Source organism: Pseudoduganella sp. GW821-FHT05F09, from assembly GCF_059419605.1.
Window position 1 is genome coordinate 732012 of the sequence record NZ_JBWKSD010000002.1, and the last position, 23454, is coordinate 755465.

The following is a 23454-nucleotide window of genomic DNA, read 5'->3' on the forward strand; positions in this document are numbered from 1 at the left end:
CGCCATGAAAAACGCCCACACACTGCTGCCTGTTCTGCTGCTCTCGCTCGGCCTGCCCGCCATGGCCGAAACCGTGGTCATCGTCAACAAGGCCAACCCGGCCACGCGCATGTTCTCCGAACAGGCGTCCCAGTTCTTCCTCGGAAAATCGACCATGTTCACCCCGGTGGACCAGGCCGAAGGCTCGCACATCCGCAACGACTTCTACCAGAAGGTGGCGGAAAAGGACGCGGCCCAGGTCAAGGCCATCTGGTCCAAGCTGGTGTTCACCGGCAAGGCCACGCCGCCCAAGGAATACAAATCCAACGCCGACGTGAAAAAGGCGGTGGCCGACGATCCCAAGGCCATCGGCTATATCGACAAATCCGCGGTCGATGACACGGTCAAGGTGATCTTGACACTCCCTTAACATTGTTGCATGCGGTATATTGCTGTCTGGGGACGCGGGGCGTCCAGGACAGCAAGGAGTGGGTGTGAGTCTATCGCTGCGGGCGAAGTTTCTGTTGTTGAGCGCCATCGTGCAGGCCATGGTGGTCGCGCTGTTAATCGGCAACAGCCAGCGCGTGATGGACAACGCGGTCGGCAAGAACGCCGAGCGCGTGGCGCACGAATACGCGGTCACGCTCAACCTCACCCTCAGCCCCTACGCGCTGCGCGGCCGGCTTAGCGAGCTGAACGACTACTGGACCGAGATGCTGTCCGATCCCCAGGACAGCTTCGTGCGCTACATCATCGTGCTGGACCAGAACGACCTGCCGCTGGCCACGGCGGGCGCGCGTCCGCCCGAGCTGCCGGCCGCGCTGCGCAACGGCACCGCGCCGGCCATGAACGGCGTGCGCACCTGGCAGGTGGGCAGCACGCTGCACGCGCGCGCCCCCATGCTGCTCAAGGACAACCAGATCGGCTCGCTCAATTTCGGTCTCTCGACCAGCGAACTGGACAAGGCGCGCGAAGAAGTGTTCCTGCAATCCGGCCTGATCTCGCTGGTCGGCCTGGCGCTGGGCGTGCTGCTGTTCTACGCCTTCACGCAAGGCATAGGGCGGCGCCTGCGCGCCCTCACCGGCCAGGCCGGGCAGCTGATGAAAAGCGCCTTCGGCCGCAGCCTGCCGGAAGGCGACGGCGACGAGATCGAAGTCTACGCGCGCTCGCTCAACTCGATGAGCGTGGCGCTGCGCGAACGCGTGCTGCAGCTGGAAGCGTCGCAGCAGCGCCTGTCGGAATCGGAAGCGCGCTTCAAGACCCTGTTCGATATGGCGCCGCTGCCGCTCAGCGTGACCGACCGCAACGGCCGCATCATCGGCGCCAACCAGGCGCTGACCAGCACCTTCGGCTACACCGAGGAACAGCTGATCGGCCAGCGCTCGGACAGCTTCACCTTCTGGGGCGCGCCGGAAGAGCGCGAGCGCATCTGGCAGCTGTATATGCGCCACGGCGCGGTGCACGGCGAGGTGGCCAATATGGCGCTGCGCGGCGGCGGCACCGGCCGGCTGGCGATCTGGTCGTCCTCGCTGACGCTGGACGGCGTGGACGCCATCATCTGGGCGCTGCTGGACATGACGGCCGAACTGAACGCCAAGCAGGAACTGGAGGAACTGAACGCCTCGCTGGAGCGCCGGGTGCGCGAGCGCTCGGCCGAACTGGAGCGCGCCAACGGCGACCTGTCGCACGCGCTGCAGACCCTGCAGCGCACCCAGCACGACCTGATCGCGGCGGAAAAAATGGCCTCGCTGGGCTCGCTGGTGGCCGGCATCGCGCACGAGCTGAACACGCCGATCGGCAACAGCCTGCTGGCCTCGACCGCGCTGGGCGACCGGGTGGTGGAATTCGAAGCCATGCTCAGCGGCGGCAGCTTGCGCCGCTCCACGCTGAGCGCCTACAACGACGAGGTGAAGCTGGCCTCCGGGCTGATTTCCGGCTCGCTCAACAAGGCGGCCAACCTGATCGCCTCCTTCAAGCAGATCGCGGTGGACCAGACCAACGACCAGCGCCGCGTGTTCAACCTGCTGGCGGTGGTGCTCGACACGGCCGCCACCTACGTGCCGCGCCTGCGCCGCGCCAACTGCGGCACCGCCTTCCACGTGCCGCAAAGCCTGGCGCTGGACTCCTATCCGGGCAGCTGGTACCAGATCTTCAACAACCTGATCAACAACGCGCTGGCGCACGCCTTCGAGGACCGCAGCGACGGCACCATCAGCATCAGCGCGCGCGAGCTGGACGGCGGCATGGTGGAGATCGTCTTCAGCGACAACGGCGCCGGCATGCCGGAAGAAGTGCGGCGCCACGTGTTCGATCCCTTCTTCACCACCAAGATGGGACGCGGCGGCACCGGGTTGGGCATGAATATCGTGTACAACATCGTCACCGGCATGCTGGGCGGGCGCGTCACGGTGGCGTCGCAGCCGGGCCAGGGCACGGCGGTGCGCATCGTGGTGCCGCGCAGCTCGCCGGTGCGGGCATAAAAAAACCGGAGCAAGCTCCGGTTTTTTTTACTGCTTAGGCCAGCTTGCCGTGGCAAGCCTTGAACTTCTTGCCGCTGCCGCAAGGGCAAGGATCGTTGCGGCCCACGCGCAGGCCGCCGTCGTCCGCCGCAGCTGCCGGGGCCGCGCTCGGCGCCAGCAACTCCTCCGGCGCCGCATTCGGATTGAAGTCGGCGTGCTGGTAATGCACATTCTCCAGATGGGTAGCCTGCATGGCCGCTTCGGCCGCGTCGATTTCCTCGCGCGACTGGATGCGCACCGTCATCACATGGCGCACCACCTCGTTCTTGATCATGTCCAGCATCTGGCCGAACAGCTCGAAGGCCTCGCGCTTGTACTCCTGCTTGGGGTTCTTCTGCGCATAGCCGCGCAGATGGATACCCTGGCGCAGGTGGTCCAGCGCCGCCAGGTGCTCGCGCCAGTGGCTGTCCACGCTTTGCAGCATGACGTTGCGCTCGAATCCGCCGAAGGCGTCCTTGCCCACGATGTCGATCTTGGCCTGGTACACGGCGTCGGCCGCAGCCAGCACCTTCTCCAGCACTTCGTCGTCGGTCAGGCTGGCGTCGGCCGCCAGCGCGGCCTGCAGGTCCACCTGCACCTGCCACTCGGTGGCCAGGGCCGCTTCCAGGCCGCGGATATTCCACTGCTCTTCAACCGACTCCTCCGGCACGAACTCGCGCACGATGTCGGTGAACATGCCGTGGCGCAGCGACTGTATCATCTCCGAGATGTCGGTCGCTTCCAGCAGCTCGTTGCGCTGCTGGTAGATCACCTTGCGCTGGTCGTTGGCGACGTCGTCATACTCGAGCAGCTGCTTGCGGATATCGAAGTTGCGCGCCTCGACCTTGCGCTGCGCCGACTCGATGGAGCGCGATACGATGCCCGCCTCGATAGGTTCGCCTTCCGGCATCTTCAGGCGGTCCATCACGGCGCGCACGCGGTCGCCCGCGAAGATGCGCAGCAAAGGATCGTCCAGCGACAGGAAGAAGCGCGACATGCCGGGGTCGCCCTGGCGTGCAGCGCGGCCGCGCAGCTGGTTGTCGACGCGGCGCGACTCGTGGCGCTCGGTGCCGACGATGTGCAGGCCGCCGGCAGCGACCACCTGCTCGTGCAGCGCCTGCCAGCCAGCGCGCAGCGCCTCGGCCTGGGCGGCCTTGTCGGCGTCGCTCAGCTCAGGGTTGGCTTCGATGAACTTGATCTGGCTTTCCACATTGCCGCCCAGGACGATGTCGGTGCCGCGGCCGGCCATATTGGTGGCGATGGTGATGGCCTTCGGGCTGCCGGCCTGGGAGATGATCTCCGCTTCGCGGGCGTGCTGCTTGGCGTTCAGGACGTTGTGCGGCAGGCCGCCCTTGGTCAGGATGCCCGACAGCAGCTCCGAGTTCTCGATCGAGGTGGTACCCACCAGCACCGGCTGGCCGCGGTCGTAGCACTCGCGGATCTCCAGCAGCATGGCGTTGTACTTCTCCTGGTTGGTCTTGTAGACCTGATCCTGCTTGTCCTTGCGCGCCGATGGGCGGTTGGGCGGGATCACCACGGTTTCCAGGCCATAGATCTCCTGGAATTCATAGGCTTCGGTATCGGCCGTGCCGGTCATGCCGGCCAGCTTGGCGTACATGCGGAAGTAGTTCTGGAAGGTGATCGAGGCCAGGGTCTGGTTCTCGTTCTGGATCTTCACGCCCTCCTTCGCCTCCACCGCCTGGTGCAAGCCGTCGGACCAGCGGCGGCCCGTCATCAGGCGGCCGGTGAATTCATCGACGATCACCACTTCATTGTTCTGCACCACGTAGTGCTGGTCCTTGAAGTACAGCGCGTGCGCGCGCAGGGCCGCGTACAGATGGTGCACCAGCGTGATGTTGGCCGAATCGTAGAGCGAAGCGCCTTCCGGCAGCAGGCCCATTTGCACCAGGATGGCCTCGGCCTTCTCGTGGCCGGCCTCGGTCAGCAGCACCGAATGCGCCTTCTCGTCCTTGGTGTAATCGCCGGGCACTTCGACGCTGCCCTTGCCGTCCGGGGTTTCCTCGCCGACCTGGCGGGTCAGCATCTTCGGCACTTCATTGATCTTGTAATACAGATCGGTGTGGTTCTCGGCCTGGCCGGAGATGATCAGCGGGGTGCGGGCCTCGTCGATCAGGATGGAATCCACCTCATCGACGATGCCGAAGTTCAGCGCGCGCTGCACGCGGTCGCGCGCCTCGAAGACCATATTGTCGCGCAGGTAATCGAAGCCGAATTCGTTGTTGGTGCCGTAGGTGATGTCGGCCGCGTAGGCGGACTGCTTGGCGGCGTGCTCCATCTGCGACAGGTTGATGCCGGTGGACAGGCCGAGCCAGTTGTACAGCTTGCCCATGGTTTCGGCATCGCGCTGGGCCAGGTAGTCATTGACGGTGACGATGTGGACGCCCTTGCCCGACAATGCGTTCAGATAGGCCGGCAGGGTCGCGGTCAGGGTCTTGCCCTCGCCGGTGCCCATTTCGGCGATCTTACCGTAATGCAGCACCATGCCGCCGATCAGCTGCACATCGAAGTGGCGCATCTTGAAGACGCGCTTGGACGCCTCGCGGCAGACCGCGAAGGCCTCCGGCAGGATGGCGTCCAGCGCCTCGCCGCCGGCGATGCGCTCCTTGAAGGCCGGGGTTTTCGCCTGCAGCTCGGCATCCGACAGCTTCTCCATGGCCGGCTCGAGCGCATTGATTTCGCGTACCGTTTTTTGATATTGCTTGAGCAGACGCTGGTTGCGGCTGCCGAAAATCTGGGTCAGTAAGGACATTGGTTAACGCCGTTAAAAAAAGCTAGGGTGTAGGGTGCTCAGCTTGCCGGGGGCAAAAGACCGATGATTTTATCATGCCGTCCGGCCTAGGTTGGGTTATTGCCCTGTATAACAATAGCCAGTATGGTAACAAACTCGGATTTTCCCGCCACTTTCAGCCCATTCCTACAAGCGAGCTGAGCCGCATTCGGGGTCAGACCCCGAATGCGGCTCAGCTTGCTTGGGCTGGGTGGCGGGCTGTGGTATGTTGCGGCCATGCGTTTATTCAATTCCCTCAATCAAGGCCGCTCGCCCAAGGTGGCGACGGACTTTCTGAAAAGAAATGACAAGATGGCGGCCCTGCTGCCGGCCATCGAGCGCATGGCCGCGCTGCAGAAGGATTGCGCCGCCACCCTGCCAAGCATGTTCAGCCATTGCGAGATCCTGGCGTTCGAGGAAGGCCATCTGCTGCTGTCCACTCCCAGCTCGGCCGTGGCGGCCAAGCTCAAGCAGCAGTTGCCGAAATTGCAGGACACGCTACAGCAGCGAGGGTGGCAGATTAACAACATCCGCCTGCGGGTGCAGATGATGAAGGCGGCCGACATCAAGCCGCAGATGCGCACGCTGAGCCTGCCGCCCGCAGCCGTCACCGCCTTCGAGGAATTGAGCAAGTCGCTCGAGCAGAGCAAGCAGAACGGCCACCTGATCGAAGCGCTGCAGCTACTCGTGCAGCGCCGCCGCGACCGGCCCGATTACTGATTAAGGTCCCACTCGTGCGTCATCTGGCGCACATAGGAATCCGGCGCCGACTCCACCGTGTCGTAGCTCACCACTTCATACGACGAGGGATCGGCCAGCAGCGCGCGCAGCAGCTGGTTGTTCAGCGCGTGGCCCGATTTGTGCGCCTCGTAGCCGGCCACCAGCGGATGGCCGACCAGGTACAAATCGCCGATCGCGTCCAGGATCTTGTGGCGCACGAACTCGTCGTCATAGCGCAGGCCGTCCGCGTTCAGGATGCGGTACTCGTCCATCACGATGGCGTTCTCCAGCGAACCGCCGCGCGCCAGGCCTATGCCGCGCAGCATTTCCACGTCCTGCATGAAGCCGAAGGTGCGCGCGCGGGCAATCGCCTGCACATAGGTGACGTCGCCGAAATCGATGCTGGCGCGCTGCGCCGTGCCGTCCACCGCCGGGTGGTTGAATTCGATGAAGAAGTCCAGCTTGAAGCCGTCGTGCGGAACCAGGCGCGCCCACTTCTCGTTGCCCGGCTTGCCTTCCCGCACTTCCACGGGTTTGAGCACGCGGATGAATTTCTTGGCCGCGTCCTGCTCCTGCACGCCGGCCTGCTGCAGCAGGTAGACGAAGGACGAGGCCGAGCCGTCCATGATGGGGATTTCCTCGGCGCTCACGTCCACATACAGATTGTCGATGCCGAGGCCGGCGCAGGCCGACATCAGGTGCTCGACGGTGGAGATGCGCACGTCCCCCTTGCTCAGCACGGTGGCCATGCGGGTATCGGTCACGCCCATGGCCGAGGCCGGGAACTCCACCGGCGGCTCCTGGTCCACGCGGCGGAACACGACGCCCACGCCGGGCGCGGCCGGACGCAGCGTCAGCACCACCTTGGTGCCCGAGTGCAGGCCCACGCCGGTGGTGCAGACTTTTTCTTTGATGGTGCGTTGTTTTAACATCCGCAAATTATATCGGACTTGCCCGCCCGCCGCCGAAGCAGCCTGAGCCGCATTCGGCAGCCTGAGCCGCATTCGGGGTCAGACCCCGAATGCGGCTCAGGCTGCTAGGGGTGCTCGGCTTCGGCGTGCACCGCTTCGCGCCGCACCAGGTAGATGCCGCTGCCGATGATGATGGCCGCGCCCAGCAGGGTGTAGCCGTCCGGCAGCGTGTTCCACAGCAGCCAGTCGATCGCCACGCCCCAGGCCAGCGCCGAGTATTCGAACGGGGCCACGGTGGAGGCCTTGCCCATGCTGAAGGCGATGGTGATGGCCAGCTGGCCGAAAAATCCGCTCAGCGCCAGCCCGGCGATGATCAGCCAGTCCTGCGGCCGTATCGCCACCCAGCCCTGCCAGCACATGGCCACCGAGCCGGTCCCCATCATCACCAGCAGCCAGAACATGATGTGCTCGCTGGCGTCGCTGCGGCTCAGGATGCGGCTGGCGATGGCGGACACCGCGTAGCAGGCCGCCGAGCCCAGCACCGCCAGCCCGGCCAGCGACACAAAGCTGGCGCCGTCCGGCCGCAGCACCACCAGCACCCCGCCCAGGCCGACCACGATGGCGGCCCACTGCATGGCGTCCACTTTTTCCTTGAGGATGAACACCGACAGCGCCGTGATCAGCGCCGGAGCGATGAAGAAGATCGAATACGTGTCGGCCAGCGGCAGGCTTTTCAGCGCGTAGGCGAACATGGTGAGCATGCCGATGCCGAGCACGCCGCGCAGCAGCTGCAGCGGCCAGCGCACCCGCAAGATGCCGCCGAACTTTCCTCGGTAAGCCATATAGGCGCATACCAGCGGCAGCGAGGACAGCGAACGCAGCGCCGTCACCTGCATGGCGGGATAGTGGGCGGACAGCAGTTTCATCGCCGTGTCCATCAGGGCGAACATGGCGACGGCGATCAGCATGGCGTAGATGCTGCGCAGGTTTTCGGCTTGCGGGGTCAGGGGAGCTCCTTGCGCGTGGCGTCGTGAGGGGCGCCCGATTATAGCAAGTGTACGCGAGTGTTGCGTTTACGCACTGCGCCCGCCACGCAGCGACTTTATTCCACGCCGCGCCCGGGCAGTGTGACAAAGCACGTGTTTTTGCGGGCTGGCGGGGCGGTATCATGGCAGGCATCCTCCCCACCAAGGAAATAAATGCCGTTCTGCCAGCAATGCGGATCCCAAGCCTCGTCCACCGCAGACTTCTGTTTCAACTGCGGCGCCGATGTCGCGGCCACGGCGCTGGCCATGCCCGGCCTGCCCGATGGCTGGAAAGCCATCTTCGCGGCGCTGCAGAAAGGCGGCGGCGTGGACCTGCCGCAATCGATAGAACTGAGCCTGGCCGAACGGGCGCAGGTGCTGTTCAATCCCTGGGCTTTCCTGTTCGGGCCGTTCTACTACGTGGCCAAGGGCATGGCGCGCAAGGCGCTGGTGCTGACGGCGCTGGCCGCGCTGCTGGTGGGCGCGGCGCGCCTGCTGTTCGGCGCGCTTGGCCTGCACAGCGTGATGGCGTCGGCGCTGCTGTACTTCATCCCGTCCGCCCTGTTCGCCACGCGCGCCAATTTCGACTACTTCAAGAAGATGGTGCTGGACGACGACGGCTGGCTGTAGCCGGCGCCGTTGCGCCGCGCCGGTAAGCGCCCGGGCCGACGCCGTAGCTGCGCTTGAACACGCGGTTGAACGCGGCCTCGGACTGGTAGCCCACCTGCTCGGCAATCTGCCCGGCCGGCAGCCGCCCTTGCGCCAGCAGGGCCGCCGCCCTGGCCATGCGCGTCTGCGTCAGCACGGCGGCCGGCGTGCTGCCCGCCGCCTTCTGGAACAGGCGCGCGAACGTGGCGCGCGACATGTGGCACAGGGCGGCCAGTTGTTCCAGCGTCCACGGCTTTTCCGGCTCGGCCAGCATGGCCAGCAGCGCCGCCTGAAGCCGCTGTTCGGCCAGCAGCGCAAACAGGCCCGGCATGGCCGAGGCCTGCTCCAGCCACGCCCGCATCAGCAGCGCGAACAAGGCCGACGCCAGCTGCGACACCACGGCGCGCGCGCCGGGACGCGCGGTTTCGCTCTCCACCCGCAGCATCGCCATCAGCGACTGCAGCCCGGCGAAATCGTCGCGCCCCGCCGTGCGCACGTGGATCAGCTCGGGCAGCGCGGCGAGCAGCGGATGATGGCCGGCCGCGCCGAACTCCAGCCGGCCGCACAGGATGTCGGTGGCCTCCCCTTGGCCGCCGTTCTCGTACACGCGCACCACCTGCCCGCTGTCGAATGCGCGCGGCGCCGGCGGCGGCGCCGCAGGATCGCCGGTGTGCAGCTTGTGGGGCGAGCCGTGCGGGAACAGCAGGATGTCGCCGGCCTGCACCGCGATGCCGCGCTGCGCGCCCACGTCCAGCCAGCCGCCGCCGCTCACCACCAGGTGGTAGGGCGCCACCCCGGCCGGCTCGGCCGGATGGTCCAGCACCCAGGGCGCGCCGAAATGGCAGCGGATGTCCAGCGCGGTCTGCACCGGATACAGCGACAGCAAGCGGCTTAAAGCACCCATGGGATTCTCCGATTGAGACGATCAAGCAAATTCTAGCGCATTTCAGGCATTAAAAGATTCACTCAGCGGGTCTAAACTTCCTTCCATGCCGACACACAAACCCAGTCGGTCCCACACTGAAAGGAAATATCATGAGCCGTCTGCACACCATCGCCACCACCGAAGCCACCGGCCACGCCGCCCAGCTGTTCACCGCCATCAAGGGCGCCATCGGCATGGTGCCGAACGCCTACGTGGCCGTTGGCAGCAACAGCCCGGTCGCCCTGGAAGCCGCCCTGAACCTGGACGGCGCGCTGAAAAAATCCAGCCTGGGCGCCAAGGAAATCGAGATCATCAAGCTGGCCATCAGCGAGGACGCGGGCTGTGACTATTGCCTGGCCGCGCACACGCTGATGGGCGCCAAAGCCGGCCTGAGCCGCCCCGCCATCCTGGCCGCGCGCAAAGGCGGCGCCTCCGGCGACGGACGCGCGGACGCCCTGGCCGCGTTTGCCCACACCCTGGCGCGCAGCAGCGGCACTGTGCCGGCCGAAGCCGTGGCGGCCGTGAAGGCGGCAGGCTACAGCGACGCCCAGATCGTCGACACCCTGCTCGCCATCGCCAGCATCACCTTCACCAATCTGGTGAACCGCGTGAACGACACCACGCTGGATTTCCCGGCGGCGGATTGATGCTCACCCGCGCCGCAGTGCCAGCAGCGAGAATATTTATCAAAGGTTACAAAGTACGTATTTTAATGAGTTGCCAATACGCTATTGTGGCGGTCCAACTTTCTGCTCATTAAATTCATGCCCGTATTCTCAATTCTGCGGCACTGCGGCGCGGCGCTCCTGATTTCCACGCTGGCCGCCTGCGGCGGCGGCCAGTCTGCCAGCGAAGCAGTCCCTGAGCGCACAGCCAGGCTCTTAGGCAGTGCCGCTCCCAACATCGCCCAGCCGGTGCTGCCGGGCGACATGTCGAACTACGCCATTTCGAAAACGGCGGCTGGGTATGCGATTACGGGCAATGACGGCGCGGCAATACCCAGCCTTCCCTCCAAGCTGACACGCATCCAGTTCGCCGACACCTCGCTCGCACTGGATTTGGAAACGGCCGGACCGATATACCGTCTGTATCAGGCGGCCTTCAATCGCCGGCCGGATGTCGGAGGCTTGGGGTACTGGCTAGCCAACTTCGATAATGGCCTGTCTCTGGAGAAAATCGCGGAGGCATTCATCGGCAGCGCCGAATTCCGGACGCTGTATGGCGCGGCGCCAAGCGACCTGCAATTTGTAACCGCGCTGTACAACAACGTACTGCACCGGCAACCCGACCAGGCTGGACTAGCCTATTGGCTATCGGTGCTGCGGCAAGGCCTGAGCCGTCCCGCCGTGCTGATTCAATTTGCTGAAAGTCCGGAAAACGTGGCGCAAATCACCCCCGCCATTGCGGCCGGGATTGTGTACGCGCAACCGGGCATCAATTATCGGCCGGTTGGAAAACTTGCCGTCAGCCAGAGCGCTACTGTTGGTACGACGCTGACGCTGGATGCCAGCGGCAGTACAGACGCAAACGGCGAGGTCATTGCGCTTTCGTGGTCGCTGGAACGTCCCGCCGGCAGTCTGTCCGCCATTACCGCCGCTACCGGCGGAACGGCCAAACTGCAGCCGGATGCCGCAGGAATCTATACCGTCACTCTGCAGCTTAGCGATGGGAAGATGGCCGGCCTTCCGGTGAAGGCTCAGATCACGGTTAGCGCTGCGGCAGTCACGCCTATCGCCGACAGTGGAATCTACAAATGCAATGCCATCAGCCAGGACCTGGCGCGTGCCTTGTACGCTCTGGGACACACTTATCTCGACAGGGATCATGACGGCAAGCCCTGCGAGGCAAACGATAAACTGCTTGAGCCCGCAGTGCTGCCGCCAACGCCAACACCATCCACCGGCATGTGCTGGGTGAACGGCTACACGAGAAAAAACGGAACTTACGTCAAGGGTTACTGGCGAAGCTGCTAGACGCATGAACGCACCACCACAGGGCGCGCCACAATAGCATCAAGAATTTACCGAACCGCGAGAGTCAGGGTAATATTGACACCATGCTCGATATCCCTGACACCCCGCTCTACATCGTCAAAGAATCCCCCATCCACGGGCGCGGCGTGTTCGCGCGCGCGGACATTCCGCCGGGCACGCGCATTATCGAATACACCGGCGAGCGCATCAGCAGCGACGAGTCGGCGCGGCGGGCCGAAGCGGGGGGCGGCCCGATCAACCACACCTTCTTCTTCAGCCTGGAAGACGGCAGCCTGATCGACGGCGGCAGCGGCGGCAACGACGCGCGCTGGATCAACCACGCCTGCGAGCCCAACTGCGAAGCCTACGAGGAAGACGGCAAGGTCTTCATCTACTCGCTGCACCACATCGACGCCGGCGAGGAACTGAACTACAACTACGCGCTGATCTACGAAGCGCGCCACACGCCCGCCATCAAGCGCGCCTTCGCCTGCTACTGCGGCGCGCCCTCCTGCACCGGCGTCATGCTCGCCCCCAAGCGGCGCAGCCGCAAGCCTGCCAAAAGCGTCGCGCACAGCGCCGCCTGAAAACAAAAACGGCGCCATCGGCGCCGTTTTGCTGTGCTGCGGGGGAGCCGGGATTACAGCTGGCCCAGCAGGGTTTCCGCGTTCGATACTTCGAACTTGCCGCCCTGCTCGATGTTGAGCTGGGTGACCACGCCGTCTTCCACCAGCAGCGAGTAGCGCTGCGAGCGCGTGCCCATGCCGAACTTGCTGAAGTCGGCGTCCAGGCCCAGGGCCTTGGAGTAGGCGGCGTTGCCGTCGGCCATCATGCGCACGGTGCCGGTGGCTTTCTGGTCGCGGCCCCAGGCGCCCATCACGAAGGCGTCGTTCACGCTGATGCACCAGATCTCGTCCACGCCCTTGGCTTTCAGGTCGGCCGCGTGCTTCACATAGCCCGGCACGTGCTGCGCCGAGCAGGTTGGGGTGTAGGCGCCAGGCAGGCCGAAGATGGCGATCTTCTTGCCCTTGACCAGGTCTTCCACCTTGAAGGTGTTCGGACCCAGCGAGCAGCCTTCGGTTTCGGTTTCGATGAATTCGGACAGGGTGCCTTCCGGCAGTTTGTCGCCGATCTTGATGGTCATGGTGACTCCTTTTATATGGTTGTGAAAAAGCCGCGCCAGGCGCGGCTTGCCTCTGGCAAGAACTCGAAGTATGCCAGAGGTTGGAGGAATGCGTCGGCTGCGCGCTTAGTCGGCTTGCTTGCGCAGGAAGGCCGGGATGTCGTAGGTTTCCATGCCCGACTTCTGCAGCGCGTTGACCTGCTCGGAAGCCGATTCGCGGCGCCATACCGCCGGCGCCTTCATGCCGTCGAAGGCTTGCGCGCCGCCGCCCGAAATGCCGCCGCCCACGCCGCCCATCGTCACCGACGAGGTCACGGCGCCGCCGCCCAGCGCTGCCTGCGGCGCGTTGTGGGTGCCGGTGCGCAGCATAGGCTGCTGGACCAGCTGCACATGCTTCTTGGTCTTGCCCAGGCCGGTGGCCACCACGGTCACGCGGATCGCGTCGCCCATCTCGTCGTCGTAGGCGATGCCCTGCGCGATCGACGCGTCCGGCGCGGCGAAGGCGCGCACCGCGGCCATGACTTCCTTGATCTCTTTACCCTTCAGGCCGCGCGAGGCGGTCACGTTGACCAGCACGCCGCGCGCGCCGGACAGGTCCACGCCGTCCAGCAGCGGCGAGGCCACGGCCTGCTCGGCGGCGATGCGCGCACGGTCCACGCCGGAGGCGGTGGCGGTGCCCATCATGGCCTTGCCCTGCTCGCCCATGATGGTCTTGACGTCGTTGAAGTCGACGTTGATGTGGCCCGGCACGTTGATGATCTCGGCGATACCGGCAACGGCGTTGTTGAGCACATCGTCGGCGTGCTGCAGCCACTCGATCAGCGATTCGTCTTCGTAGATCTCTTCCAGCTTCTCGTTCAGGATCACGATCAGCGAGTCGACGTTGGCGGCCAGCTGCTCCAGGCCTTCGTCGGCGATGTCCATGCACTTCTGGCCTTCGTGCGAGAACGGTTTCGATACCACCGCCACCGTCAGCGCGCCCATGGCCTTGGCCACTTCGGCCACGATGGGAGCGGCGCCGGTGCCGGTGCCGCCGCCCATGCCGGCGGCGATGAACACCATGTGCGCGCCGCGCAGCGCGTCTTCAATGCGCGCGCGCGATTCCTCGGCCAGCTTGCGGCCCACTTCCGGCTTCATGCCCGCGCCCAGGCCGGTCTCGCCGATCTGGATGATGTTGCCGGCCTTCGAGGCCGACAGCGCTTGCGCGTCGGTATTGGCGGCGATGAATTCCACGCCGCTCATGCCCTTGTTGATCATGTGCTGAACTGCATTGCCACCTGCTCCGCCGACGCCGACGACCTTGATGACGGTGCCCAAAGCTGCGTTATCGACCATATCAAACTCCATGATGTGCTCCTATCAGAATGCCGTTTTCAATCGCCAGTCCTCATATCGTTAGGAGAGCTGGGGATTGAAAACTGCGGTTTCAATTAAAAATTATATTAAGTTCAAAAACCGTCAAAACCAATGCAACACTAAAACCACATACTTCAGAAATTACCGAGGAACCATTCCTTCATGCGCTGCCATACCGCTTTCACCGACCCATCCTGGCGCGTAACGATATGGCCGCGCAGGTACTGTTTTTTCGCTTCCAGCAGCAGGCCCAGCACGGTGGCGTAGCGCGGGCTGCGCACCACGTCCGCGAGCTGGCCGCGATAGTCCGGCGTGCCCATGCGCGCCGGTTTCAGGAAAATGTCTTCCGCCATTTCCACCATGCCCGGCATGATGGAGGTGCCGCCGGTGAGCACGATGCCCGACGACAGCACGCCTTCGTAGCCCGATTCGCGCACCACCTGGTGCACCATGGCGAACAGTTCTTCCACGCGAGGCTCGATCACCGCTGCCAGCGCCTGGCGCGACAGGTTGCGCGGGCCGCGGTCGCCCAGGCCCGGCACTTCCAGGTGCTCGCCCGGATCGGCCAGCACCTGCTTGGCCACGCCGTAGCGGATCTTGATTTCTTCGGCTTCCGAGGTCGGCGTGCGCAGCGCCATCGCGATGTCGTTGGTGATCTGGTCGCCGGCGATCGGTATCACCGCCGTGTGGCGGATGGCGCCGTCCGAGAACACCGCCACATCGGTGGTGCCGCCGCCGATGTCGATCAGCACCACGCCCAGTTCCTTCTCGTCCGGCGTGAGCACCGCGTCGGCCGACGCCATCGGCTGCAGTATCAGGTCCGACACTTCCAGCCCGCAGCGGCGCACGCACTTGACGATGTTCTGCACCGCGCTCACCGCGCCGGTGACGATGTGCACCTTCACCTCCAGGCGGATGCCGCTCATGCCGATCGGTTCGCGCACGTCTTCCTGGCTGTCGACGATGAATTCCTGCGGGACCGTGTGCAGCAATTGCTGGTCGGTCGGGATATTAACCGCCTTGGCCGTTTCGATGACGCGCGCCACGTCGGTGGCCGTCACTTCCTTGTCCTTGATGGCCACCATGCCGCTCGAATTGAAGGAGCGGATATGGCTGCCCGCGATGCCGGCGTAGACATTGCGGATCTTGCAGTCGGCCATCAGCTCGGCTTCCTCCAGCGCGCGCTGGATGGACTCGACGGTCGCTTCGATGTTGACCACCACGCCCTTCTTCAAGCCCTTGGACTCGTGCTGGCCCAGCCCGATCACTTCATGGCGTCCATCGCCCATCACCTCGGCCACCACGGCCACCACTTTGGAGGTGCCGATATCGAGGCCGACGATCAGGTTTTTCGCATCTTTTGTCATCTGTTTTGCCTGCTTTACTTGGTTTTCTTAACTTCTGGCGGAATCTTCAAACCCGTTGCGCTGAGCGCCAATCCGTTCTGGTACCGCATGTCTATCGTCTCGATGTTCTGCACCCGGTTCGCCAGCTGCGGCCAGATGCCCACCAGCCGGTCCACCCTTTCCTTCAGCGTGGACTTGGACTGTTCGCGGCCCAGCTCCACGCTCATGCCGTTGTCCAGCCTCACGGTCCACGCGTAGCGGCCCGACAGGTCCAGCGCCTGCGGCTCCAGCTGCGCCGGCGCGAACCACGCTTTCAGTTCGCCGAAGCGCGACAGCACTTCCTTCTCGCTGCCTTCCGGTCCCGAGAAGGCAGGCAGCTCGTGGTCTTCCTCCGCCTCGGCCAGGTTGGCGGTGAACACGTCGCCCTTGGTCGACAGCAGGCGGCCGTCCTCGCCCCAGGTGCCCAGCGCCTCGTGCTCCTCCAGCGCCACCACCAGCTGGTCCGGCCATTCGCGGCGCACCGTGGCGCGGCGCACCCAGGGCACGGATTCGAAGGCCTGCCGCACCGAGTCCAGATTGGTGGTGAAGAAGTTGCCCCGGATGCGGCCCGAGGTTCCCGCTTGCAGCGTCAGGTGGTTCACATGGCGCAGGTCCGCCTGGTCCATGGTCTCCACGCGGATCGCGCGCAGGTTGAACATTGGCCGCTGCGACACCCACCACACGCCGGAAGCCGCGCAAGCCAGCACCACCGCGGCAAAAATGCCGCTGGCGGTTGCATTCAAGGCTCTCGCGTCTTGCCACATGCCGCTTATCCCTTCATCTTCAGTCGAGCCGAGCGCAGTATCTCCACGCACAGCTGCTCATAGCTGATGCCTTCCGCGCGCGCCGCCATCGGCACCAGCGAGTGGCTGGTCATGCCCGGCGAGGTGTTCACTTCCAGCAGGAAGGGCTTGTTGTCGGCCACGCGCAGCAGCACGTCGACCCGGCCCCAGTCCTCGCAGCCCAGCGAGCGGTAAGCCTGCACGGCGATGCGCTGCATTTCGGCGGTCAGGGCCGCGTCCAGCACGGCGGGGCAGAAATACTGCGTGTCGTCGGTGAAGTACTTGTTCTGGTAGTCGTAATTGCCCTGCGGCGCGACGATCTCAACGATGGGCAGTGCGCGCGCGTTGACACCGGTGCCCAGGACGGCGACGGTAAATTCGCGGCCGGTGACGAATTCCTCGGCCAGCACCGAGTCGTCCAGCGCGGCGGCGATGTCGTAGGCGGCCTTGAAACCGGCCGCCTGCTCCACCTTGGTGATGCCGATGGTCGAGCCTTCGTGCGGCGGCTTGACGATCAGCGGCAGGCCCAGGCTGGCCGCCACTTTGTCCAGGTCCGAGTTCGCGTTGAGCACCGCGTACTTCGGCGTTGGCAGGTGTTCGGCCAGCCACAGGATCTTGGTGGTGATCTTGTCCATGCCCACCGAGCTGGCCATCACGCCGCTGCCGGTGTAGGGAATGCCCAGCAGTTCCAGCGCGCCTTGCAGGCTGCCGTCTTCGCCGAAGCGGCCGTGCAGCGCAATGAACACGCGGTCGAAGTTTTCAGCGGCCAGCTCGGCCAGGGAACGCTGGCCCGGGTCGAAGGCGTGGGCGTCTATGCCCTGGCTTTGCAGCGCGGCCAGCACGCCGGAGCCGGACATGATGGACACATCGCGCTCGGCCGAACGGCCGCCGAACAGCACGCCGACTTTGCCGAAAGCTTGCGCTTCTTGCGCGGAGAGGAATTGGGTCGCGTTCACTTCTTAGGCCTTCGTGTAAGTAGACAGTTTTGCAGGGACGCCGCTGATCGAGCCTGCGCCCATGGTGAGCACGACGTCGCCGTCGCGCACCACGTTCATGATGGTTTCCGCCATGTCGGCGATGTTCTCCACGAACACCGGCTCGACCTTGCCGCGCGCGCGGATGGCGTGCGCCAGCGAACGGCCGTCGGCCGCCACGATGGGCTGCTCGCCGGCCGCGTACACGTCGGCCAGCACCAGCACGTCCACGCTGGAGAGCACGCGGGCGAAGTCCTCGAACAGGTCGCGCGTGCGGCTGTAGCGGTGCGGCTGGAAAGCCAGCACCAGGCGGCGGCCCGGATACGCGGCGCGCGCGGCGGCCAGCGTGACTTCCGTTTCCACCGGGTGGTGGCCGAAATCGTCCACCAGCGCGAAGGTGCCCTTGGCCTGGTCGCCCTGGATGGCGGTCTCGCCGTAGCGCGTGAAGCGGCGGCCCACGCCCGCAAAGCCCGCCAGGCCGGCCTGCGTGGCGCTGTCCTCGATGCCGATCTCGCGCGCAATGGCGACCGCCGAGCAGGCGTTCAGTACGTTGTGCATGCCGGGCTGGTTGAGCACCACGTCCAGGTCCGGATAGCCTTCCTGCAGCACGGTGAAATGCATCTGCACGCCCACGGCGCGCGCGTTCACGGCGCGCACTTCGGCGTCCTCGCTGAAGCCGTAGGTGGTAATCGGCTTGGTCACATGCGGGATGATGCTGCGCACATGCACGTCGTCGATGCACAGCATGGCGCGGCCGTAGAACGGCAGGCGGTGCGTGAAGTGGACGAAGGCCTGCTTCAGTTTTTCGAAGTCGTGCTCATACGTTTCCATATGGTCGGCGTCGATGTTGGTGATGACTTCTATCATCGGCGTCAGGTTCAGGAAGGACGCGTCCGACTCGTCCGCTTCCGCCACCAGGTAGTCGCCGGTGCCCAGCTTGGCGTTGGCGCCGGCAGCGGTCAGGCGGCCGCCGATGACGAAGGTCGGGTCCAGGCCGCCCTGCGCCAGCACGGACGCCACCAGGCTGGTGGTGGTGGTCTTGCCGTGCGTGCCGGCGATGGCGATGCCGCGCTTCAGGCGCATCAGTTCGCCCAGCATCACCGCGCGCGGGACGATGGGGATCTTGCGCGCGCGCGCCGCCACCACTTCCGGATTGTCGGCCTTGACGGCGGTGGACGTGACCACCGCGTCGGCGTTGCCGATATGGCTTTCCGCGTGGCCCTGGTGCACGGTGGCGCCCATGTCGATCAGGCGCTGCGTGACGGCGTTGGCGCCCAGGTCCGAGCCCGAGACGTTGTAGCCCAGCGTGAGCAGCACTTCGGCGATGCCGCTCATGCCGCTGCCGCCGATGCCGACGAAGTGTATGTTTTTGACTTTGTGCTTCATGTTAGTTCTTCCAGTACTTGTGCGATCGCGTTGTTCGCGTCGCGCTTGCCCGCCTTGCGGGCCGCCACGGCCATGGTCTGGCAGGCGCCGCGCGTGAGCGTTTCGAGCAGGGTTGCCAGGCTGCGCGGATTCATTTCCGTCTGCGGCATGTGGATGGAGGCGTTCTGCTTGGCCATCCACTGCGCGTTGTCGCGCTGGTGGCTGGTGGTGGACGCCACCAGCGGCACCAGCACGCTCGCCACGCCGGCCGCCGTCAGTTCGGACACGGTGATGGCGCCGGCGCGGCAGATCACCAGGTCGGCCTCGGCGTAGGCTTGCGCCATGTTGTCGATGAAGTCGACCACGTTGGCCTGCACGCCCGCTTCGGCGTAGCCCGCGCGCAGGGCGTCGATATTCTTTTTGCCCGACTGGTGCGTCACCACCGGGCGCTGCGCCTCGGGGATCAGCGCCAGCGCTGCGGGCAGGTTGTCGTTCAGGGCCTTGGCGCCCAGGCTGCCGCCCACCACCAGCACGCGCAAGGCGCCGCTGCGGCCCTCGAAGCGCGCTTCGGGAGCGGCCATGTCCAGGATCTCCTGGCGCACCGGGTTGCCGGTGACGACGGCCTTGCTGGCCGCCGCGCCGAAATCGGCCGGGAAGCCGAAGCACACGCGCCCGGCGAACGGCGCCAGCGTTTTGTTCGACAGCAGCAGCGCCGCGTCCGCGTTCACCAGCACCATGGGCACGCCGCGCAGGCGCGCCATCAGGCCGCCCGGCACGGTGACGTAGCCGCCCATGCCCAGCACCGCGTCCGGCTTGCGCTGGCCGAGGAAGCGGAAGCAGTCGGCGAAGGCGGCCAGCATCTTCAGCGCGCCGCCCAGGCTGTGCTTGATGCCCTTGCCGCGCATGCCGGAGAAGTTGATGGTGTCGATCGCGATGCCGTGCTTGGGCACCAGCTCCTGCTCCATGCCGTGGCTGGTACCCAGCCAGCTTACTTCCCAGCCGCGCGCGCGCATGGTCTGCGCGATCGCCAGGCCGGGGAAAATGTGGCCGCCGGTGCCGGCCGCCATGATCATCAGTCGTTTCATATTCTGCCGCCGCGCATCAGGACCCGGTTCTCATAGTCGATCCGGAGCAGGATCGCGAGTCCGACGCAGTTAATCATAATGCCGGTGCCGCCGTAGCTCATCAGCGGCAGGGTCAGGCCCTTGGTCGGCAGCAGGCCAAGGTTCACGCCCATGTTGATGAAGGTCTGCACGCCGATCCAGATGCCGATGCCCTTGGCCGCGAGGCCGGCGAAGGTCTGGTCGATGGCGATGGCCTGGCGGCCGATGTCGAAGGCGCGCTTGACCACCCAGTAGAACATGGCCACCACGCACAGCACGCCGGCCAGGCCCAGCTCCTCGCCGATCACCGCCAGCAGGAAGTCGGTATGCGCTTCCGGCAGGTAGTGCAGCTTTTCCAGGCTGCCGCCCAGGCCAACGCCAAAAATCTCGCCGCGCCCGAAAGCGATCAGCGAGTGCGTCAGCTGGTAGGCCTTGTTCAGCGCATTGTCTTCCTCCCACGGATTGAGGTAGGCGAAGAAACGGTCGCGCCGGAATTTCGACAGCGCGATGATGGCCACGAAGATCGTCACCAGCATGGCGCCGATGCCGCCGAACCAGATCGCGTTGATACCGCCCAGGAACAGGATGCCCATGGCGATGCAGACGATCACGCCGAACGCGCCCAGGTCGGGCTCGAGCAGCAGCAGCAGGCCGACGAAGCTGACCGCCAGCGCCATCGGCATGAAGCCCTTGGTCAGCTTGTGCATGTATTCCTGCTTGCGCACGGTGTAGTCGGCCGCGTACAGCACGATCACCACTTTCATCAGCTCGGACGGCTGGAAGTTGAACACCTTCAGCGACAGCCAGCGGCGGCCGCCGTTCACCACCACGCCCAGGCCCGGTATCAGCACCGCCATCAGCAGCACCAGCGTGCCGATGAACAGATAGGGCGCGGTGCGCTGCCACACGGCGACGGGGATGCGGAAGGTCATCAGCCCAACAAGTATCGAGATGCCGATAAAGCTGGCCTGGCGCACCAGGAAGTAGTTGTTCTTGTAGGCCGCGTACTTGGGCGAGTCCGGCAGCGAGATCGATGCCGAATACACCATCACCATCCCCAGCAGCATGAGAATCAGCACCACCCACACCAGCAGCTGGTCGTACTCCATCATCTTCGACGGGCGCGCGCGGCTGTCTATGGCCGTGGAACCCGTGGAGGAAGAGGAGAAGCGGAATGGCAGCTGGAAGGCCATGGATCAGATCTCCTGCCCGGCGTCGAGCGCGATGTCGCGCACGGTGTCGACGAACACCTGTGCGCGGTGCGCGTAGTTCTTGAACATGTCCAGGCTGGCGCAGGCCGGCGACAGCAGCACGGCGTCGCCCGGTTTGGCCAGCTTGGCGGCCAGGCGCACGGCGGACGGCAGGTCGGTGCCGCAGTCGGCCAGGTCGACGCCGGCTTGCGCCACGCCGCCCTGCTCCAGCGCGGCGCGCAGCGCCGGCGCGTCGCGGCCGATCAGCATCACCGCGCGCACGTAGCGCGACACGGGTTCGGCCAACGGATCGAATGCCTGGCCCTTGCCGTCGCCGCCGGCGATCAGCAGCAAACGCTGGCCGGCGCCGGTGAAGCTCTTGCCCAGGCCGTTCAGCGCGGCCACGGTGGCGCCCACGTTGGTGCCCTTGCTGTCGTCGTAGTATTCCACGCCGTCGATGGCGGCCACCAGCTCGACGCGGTGCGGCTCGCCGCGGTATTCGCGCAGGCCGTGCAGCAGCGGCGCGAACGGCAGGCCGATGGCGCGGCACAGCGCCAGCGCGGCCAGCGCGTTGGAGGCGTTGTGCAGGCCACGGATCTGCAGCGCGTCCGACGGCATCAGGTTCTTGACGGTGGTGGCCACCGGTTCCGGGGCCGGATCGTTCTTCTTGCGCTTCTTCGGCGGCTCCGCGTCCTCGTCCGGCACGGCGGTGGCCAGCCAGTGGATGCCGCGCTCATTGTGCAGGCCGAAGCTGCCCGCTTCCGCCGGCTCGCCGGTGCCGAAGCTGACGTTCTCGCCGACCGGATTGGCCATGCGCATGACGGTGGCGTCGTCGCGGTTCAGCACGCGCACGGTGGCGGCGCCGAAGATGCGCGCCTTGTCGGCGGCGTAGGCGTCCATCGAGCCGTGCCAGTCCAGGTGGTCCTGGGTCACGTTCAATACGGTGGCGGCGTCCGCCTGCAGGCTGAAGGTGGTGTGCAACTGGAAGCTGGACAGCTCCAACACCCAAACCTGCGGCAGCGCATCCGCCTCCATCACTTCGCGCAGCACGTCCAGCGCGGCCGGGCTGATATTGCCGGCCACGCGCACGCTGAAGCCGGCGCGCTGGCACAGCTGGCCGGTCAGGCTGGTGACGGTGGTCTTGCCGTTGGTGCCGGTGATGGCGATGACCTTAGGCGCGTAGCCGCGTTCTTCCTTCAGCGAGGCCAGCGCCTGGGCGAACAGTTCTATCTCGCCCCACACTGGGATGTTCACGGCGGCGGCGGCGCGCATCAGGTCGGCCACGTCGCCTTGCGGGGCGAGGCCGGGGCTGATGGCGACGAAGTCTGTGTCGTACAGCAGCGCGATGTCCAGGCGGCCGCCGATGAATTCGGCGTCCGGCGCGGCGGCTTTCAGGGCGGCCAGGCGGTCCGCCACGGCGCTCTCGGCGCGCGTGTCGGCCACGCGCACGCGCGCGCCGCCACGGGCCAGCCATAGCGCCATCGCCAGGCCGGATTCGCCCAGCCCGAGTACCAGCACGCGTTTGCCGTCGTAGCTCATCAGCGCAGTTTCAAAGTGGACAGGCCAACCAGTACCAGCATCATCGTCACGATCCAGAAGCGGACGACAACCTGGGTCTCTTTCCAGCCCTTTTGTTCAAAGTGGTGGTGCAGCGGCGCCATGAGGAAGACGCGGCGGCCGGTGCCGTAGCGCTTCTTGGTGTATTTGAACCAGCCCACCTGGATAATCACGGACACGGTTTCCGCCACGAAGATGCCGCCCATGATGAACAGCACGATTTCCTGGCGCACGATGACGGCGATGGTGCCGAGCGCGCCGCCCAGCGCCAGCGCGCCCACGTCGCCCATGAACACCTGCGCGGGGTGGGTGTTATACCAGAGGAAGGCCAGGCCCGCCCCCGCCATGGCGCCGCAGAAGATAATCAGTTCGCCGGCGCCGGGAATGTGCGGAATGAACAGGTATTTGGCGTACACGGTGCTGCCGGTCAGGTAGGCGAACAGGCCGAGCGCCGAGCCCACCATCACGGTCGGCATGATGGCCAGGCCATCGAGGCCGTCGGTAAAGTTCACGGCGTTGCTGGTGCCGACGATGACGCAGTAGGTCAGCGCGATAAAGCCCCACACGCCCAGCGGGTAGCTGATGGTCTTGAAGAAGGGCACGATCAGGTCGGCCTTGGGCGGCAGGTCCATGGAGAAGCCGGACTGCACCCAGGCGAAGAACAGCTCGAACACCTTGGCCGGCGTCGGTGCGGACACCGAGAACGCCAGGTACAAGGCTGCGCCTATGCCGACCAGCGACTGCCAGAAGTATTTTTCGCCCGAGCGCATGCCTTCAGGGTCCTGGCGCACCACCTTGCGGTAGTCGTCCACCCAGCCCACCGCGCCGAAGCCGATGGTGACCACGATGACCGGCCAGATCAGGCGGTTCGACCAGTCGCACCACAGCAGCGTGGACACGCCGATGGCGATCAGCAGCAGCACGCCGCCCATGGTGGGCGTGCCGTGTTTTTTCAAATGGGTCTGCGGACCGTCGGTGCGCACGGCCTGGCCGTACTTCATGGCGCTCAGCTTGCGGATCACGGACGGGCCGGCCCACAGGCCGATGACCAGCGCCGTGATGGTGGCGAACACCGCGCGCGCGGTGATGAAGTTGAATACGCGCAGGGGACCGAAGTCGTCCTGGAACATTTGTGCGAGCCAGAGCAGCATG

Annotated in this window: 21 protein-coding genes; 7 read left to right on the forward strand and 14 right to left on the reverse strand. The window is 65.4% G+C overall.

Going from position 1 to position 23454, the window contains the following annotated elements:
• The first annotated feature begins 4 nt into the window (after window positions 1-4).
• Entirely contained in the window at window positions 5-409 is a 405-nt protein-coding gene (locus tag AC07S4_RS08535) for a type 2 periplasmic-binding domain-containing protein (RefSeq protein ID WP_494986231.1), read from the forward strand.
• Window positions 410-473: 64 nt separating this feature from the next.
• Complete coding sequence (locus AC07S4_RS08540) at window positions 474-2459, forward strand: PAS domain-containing sensor histidine kinase (protein ID WP_494986232.1); 1986 nt, start codon at window positions 474-476, stop codon at window positions 2457-2459.
• 34 nt (window positions 2460-2493) lie between these two features.
• Here AC07S4_RS08540 and secA read toward each other — a convergent pair whose 3' ends face one another.
• Window positions 2494-5247 carry a preprotein translocase subunit SecA gene (gene secA / locus AC07S4_RS08545; protein ID WP_494986233.1) on the reverse strand — a complete coding sequence of 918 codons (2754 nt, stop codon included), beginning with the start codon at window positions 5245-5247 and terminating at the stop codon, window positions 2494-2496.
• Window positions 5248-5502: 255 nt separating this feature from the next.
• Here secA and AC07S4_RS08550 point away from each other — a divergent pair, with 255 nt between their 5' ends.
• Window positions 5503-5985 (forward strand): DciA family protein, encoded by a 483-nt coding sequence (locus tag AC07S4_RS08550; protein ID WP_494986234.1) that lies wholly within the window; start codon window positions 5503-5505, stop codon window positions 5983-5985.
• Here the strand turns inward: AC07S4_RS08550 and lpxC are convergent.
• A complete protein-coding gene (lpxC, locus tag AC07S4_RS08555; RefSeq protein WP_494986235.1) occupies window positions 5979-6917 on the reverse strand; it encodes a UDP-3-O-acyl-N-acetylglucosamine deacetylase in 939 nt (312 codons plus the stop codon). The two genes, AC07S4_RS08550 and lpxC, sit on opposite strands and share 7 nt — an antisense overlap.
• Before the next feature lie 104 nt (window positions 6918-7021).
• Window positions 7022-7864, reverse strand: a complete 843-nt coding sequence (locus tag AC07S4_RS08560; RefSeq protein ID WP_494986236.1) for a DMT family transporter — start codon at window positions 7862-7864, stop codon at window positions 7022-7024.
• A gap of 231 nt (window positions 7865-8095) precedes the next feature.
• Here AC07S4_RS08560 and AC07S4_RS08565 point away from each other — a divergent pair, with 231 nt between their 5' ends.
• A complete protein-coding gene (locus AC07S4_RS08565; protein WP_494986237.1) occupies window positions 8096-8551 on the forward strand; it encodes a DUF2628 domain-containing protein in 456 nt (151 codons plus the stop codon).
• Here AC07S4_RS08565 and AC07S4_RS08570 read toward each other — a convergent pair.
• Window positions 8514-9473, reverse strand: a complete 960-nt coding sequence (locus AC07S4_RS08570; RefSeq protein WP_494986238.1) for an AraC family transcriptional regulator — start codon at window positions 9471-9473, stop codon at window positions 8514-8516. The two genes, AC07S4_RS08565 and AC07S4_RS08570, sit on opposite strands and share 38 nt — an antisense overlap.
• A 131-nt stretch (window positions 9474-9604) precedes the next feature.
• Between AC07S4_RS08570 and AC07S4_RS08575 the strand changes: the two genes are divergently transcribed.
• The 3 genes from AC07S4_RS08575 to AC07S4_RS08585 all read left to right on the forward strand — a co-directional run bounded on the left by AC07S4_RS08575 (window position 9605) and on the right by AC07S4_RS08585 (window position 12054).
• Entirely contained in the window at window positions 9605-10141 is a 537-nt protein-coding gene (locus AC07S4_RS08575; RefSeq protein ID WP_494986239.1) for a carboxymuconolactone decarboxylase family protein, read from the forward strand.
• A gap of 84 nt (window positions 10142-10225) precedes the next feature.
• Window positions 10226-11467 carry a DUF4214 domain-containing protein gene (locus AC07S4_RS08580; protein WP_494986240.1) on the forward strand — a complete coding sequence of 414 codons (1242 nt, stop codon included), beginning with the start codon at window positions 10226-10228 and terminating at the stop codon, window positions 11465-11467.
• An 83-nt stretch (window positions 11468-11550) separates the two neighbouring features.
• Window positions 11551-12054, forward strand: a complete 504-nt coding sequence (locus AC07S4_RS08585) for an SET domain-containing protein (protein ID WP_494986241.1) — start codon at window positions 11551-11553, stop codon at window positions 12052-12054.
• Window positions 12055-12107: 53 nt separating this feature from the next.
• Here AC07S4_RS08585 and AC07S4_RS08590 read toward each other — a convergent pair whose 3' ends face one another.
• The 10 genes from AC07S4_RS08590 to mraY form a co-directional block, all read right to left on the reverse strand.
• On the reverse strand, window positions 12108-12611 hold the full coding sequence (locus AC07S4_RS08590; RefSeq protein WP_494986242.1) for a peroxiredoxin: 504 nt from the start codon (window positions 12609-12611) through the stop codon (window positions 12108-12110).
• Window positions 12612-12716: 105 nt separating this feature from the next.
• Entirely contained in the window at window positions 12717-13937 is a 1221-nt protein-coding gene (gene ftsZ / locus AC07S4_RS08595) for a cell division protein FtsZ (protein WP_494986243.1), read from the reverse strand.
• A 143-nt stretch (window positions 13938-14080) separates the two neighbouring features.
• Window positions 14081-15313, reverse strand: a complete 1233-nt coding sequence (ftsA, locus tag AC07S4_RS08600; protein WP_056398831.1) for a cell division protein FtsA — start codon at window positions 15311-15313, stop codon at window positions 14081-14083.
• A gap of 14 nt (window positions 15314-15327) precedes the next feature.
• Window positions 15328-16095 carry a cell division protein FtsQ/DivIB gene (locus AC07S4_RS08605; protein WP_494986244.1) on the reverse strand — a complete coding sequence of 256 codons (768 nt, stop codon included), beginning with the start codon at window positions 16093-16095 and terminating at the stop codon, window positions 15328-15330.
• Window positions 16096-16100: 5 nt separating this feature from the next.
• The gene (locus AC07S4_RS08610) at window positions 16101-17069 is read right to left on the reverse strand and encodes a D-alanine--D-alanine ligase (RefSeq protein WP_494986245.1); all 969 of its coding nucleotides are present in this window, start codon (window positions 17067-17069) and stop codon (window positions 16101-16103) included.
• Between the two features lie 3 nt (window positions 17070-17072).
• On the reverse strand, window positions 17073-18473 hold the full coding sequence (gene murC / locus AC07S4_RS08615; RefSeq protein ID WP_494986246.1) for a UDP-N-acetylmuramate--L-alanine ligase: 1401 nt from the start codon (window positions 18471-18473) through the stop codon (window positions 17073-17075).
• Window positions 18470-19537 (reverse strand): undecaprenyldiphospho-muramoylpentapeptide beta-N-acetylglucosaminyltransferase, encoded by a 1068-nt coding sequence (gene murG / locus AC07S4_RS08620; protein ID WP_494986247.1) that lies wholly within the window; start codon window positions 19535-19537, stop codon window positions 18470-18472. Before murG ends, murC begins: the two co-directional genes overlap by 4 nt.
• Window positions 19534-20748 carry a putative lipid II flippase FtsW gene (gene ftsW, locus AC07S4_RS08625; protein ID WP_494986248.1) on the reverse strand — a complete coding sequence of 405 codons (1215 nt, stop codon included), beginning with the start codon at window positions 20746-20748 and terminating at the stop codon, window positions 19534-19536. The genes murG and ftsW overlap by 4 nt, the downstream gene beginning before the upstream one ends.
• 3 nt (window positions 20749-20751) lie before the next feature.
• On the reverse strand, window positions 20752-22284 hold the full coding sequence (gene murD / locus AC07S4_RS08630) for a UDP-N-acetylmuramoyl-L-alanine--D-glutamate ligase (protein ID WP_494986249.1): 1533 nt from the start codon (window positions 22282-22284) through the stop codon (window positions 20752-20754).
• Window positions 22284-23453 (reverse strand): phospho-N-acetylmuramoyl-pentapeptide-transferase, encoded by a 1170-nt coding sequence (mraY, locus tag AC07S4_RS08635; RefSeq protein ID WP_494986250.1) that lies wholly within the window; start codon window positions 23451-23453, stop codon window positions 22284-22286. Before mraY ends, murD begins: the two co-directional genes overlap by 1 nt.
• Window position 23454: the final 1 nt, after the last annotated feature.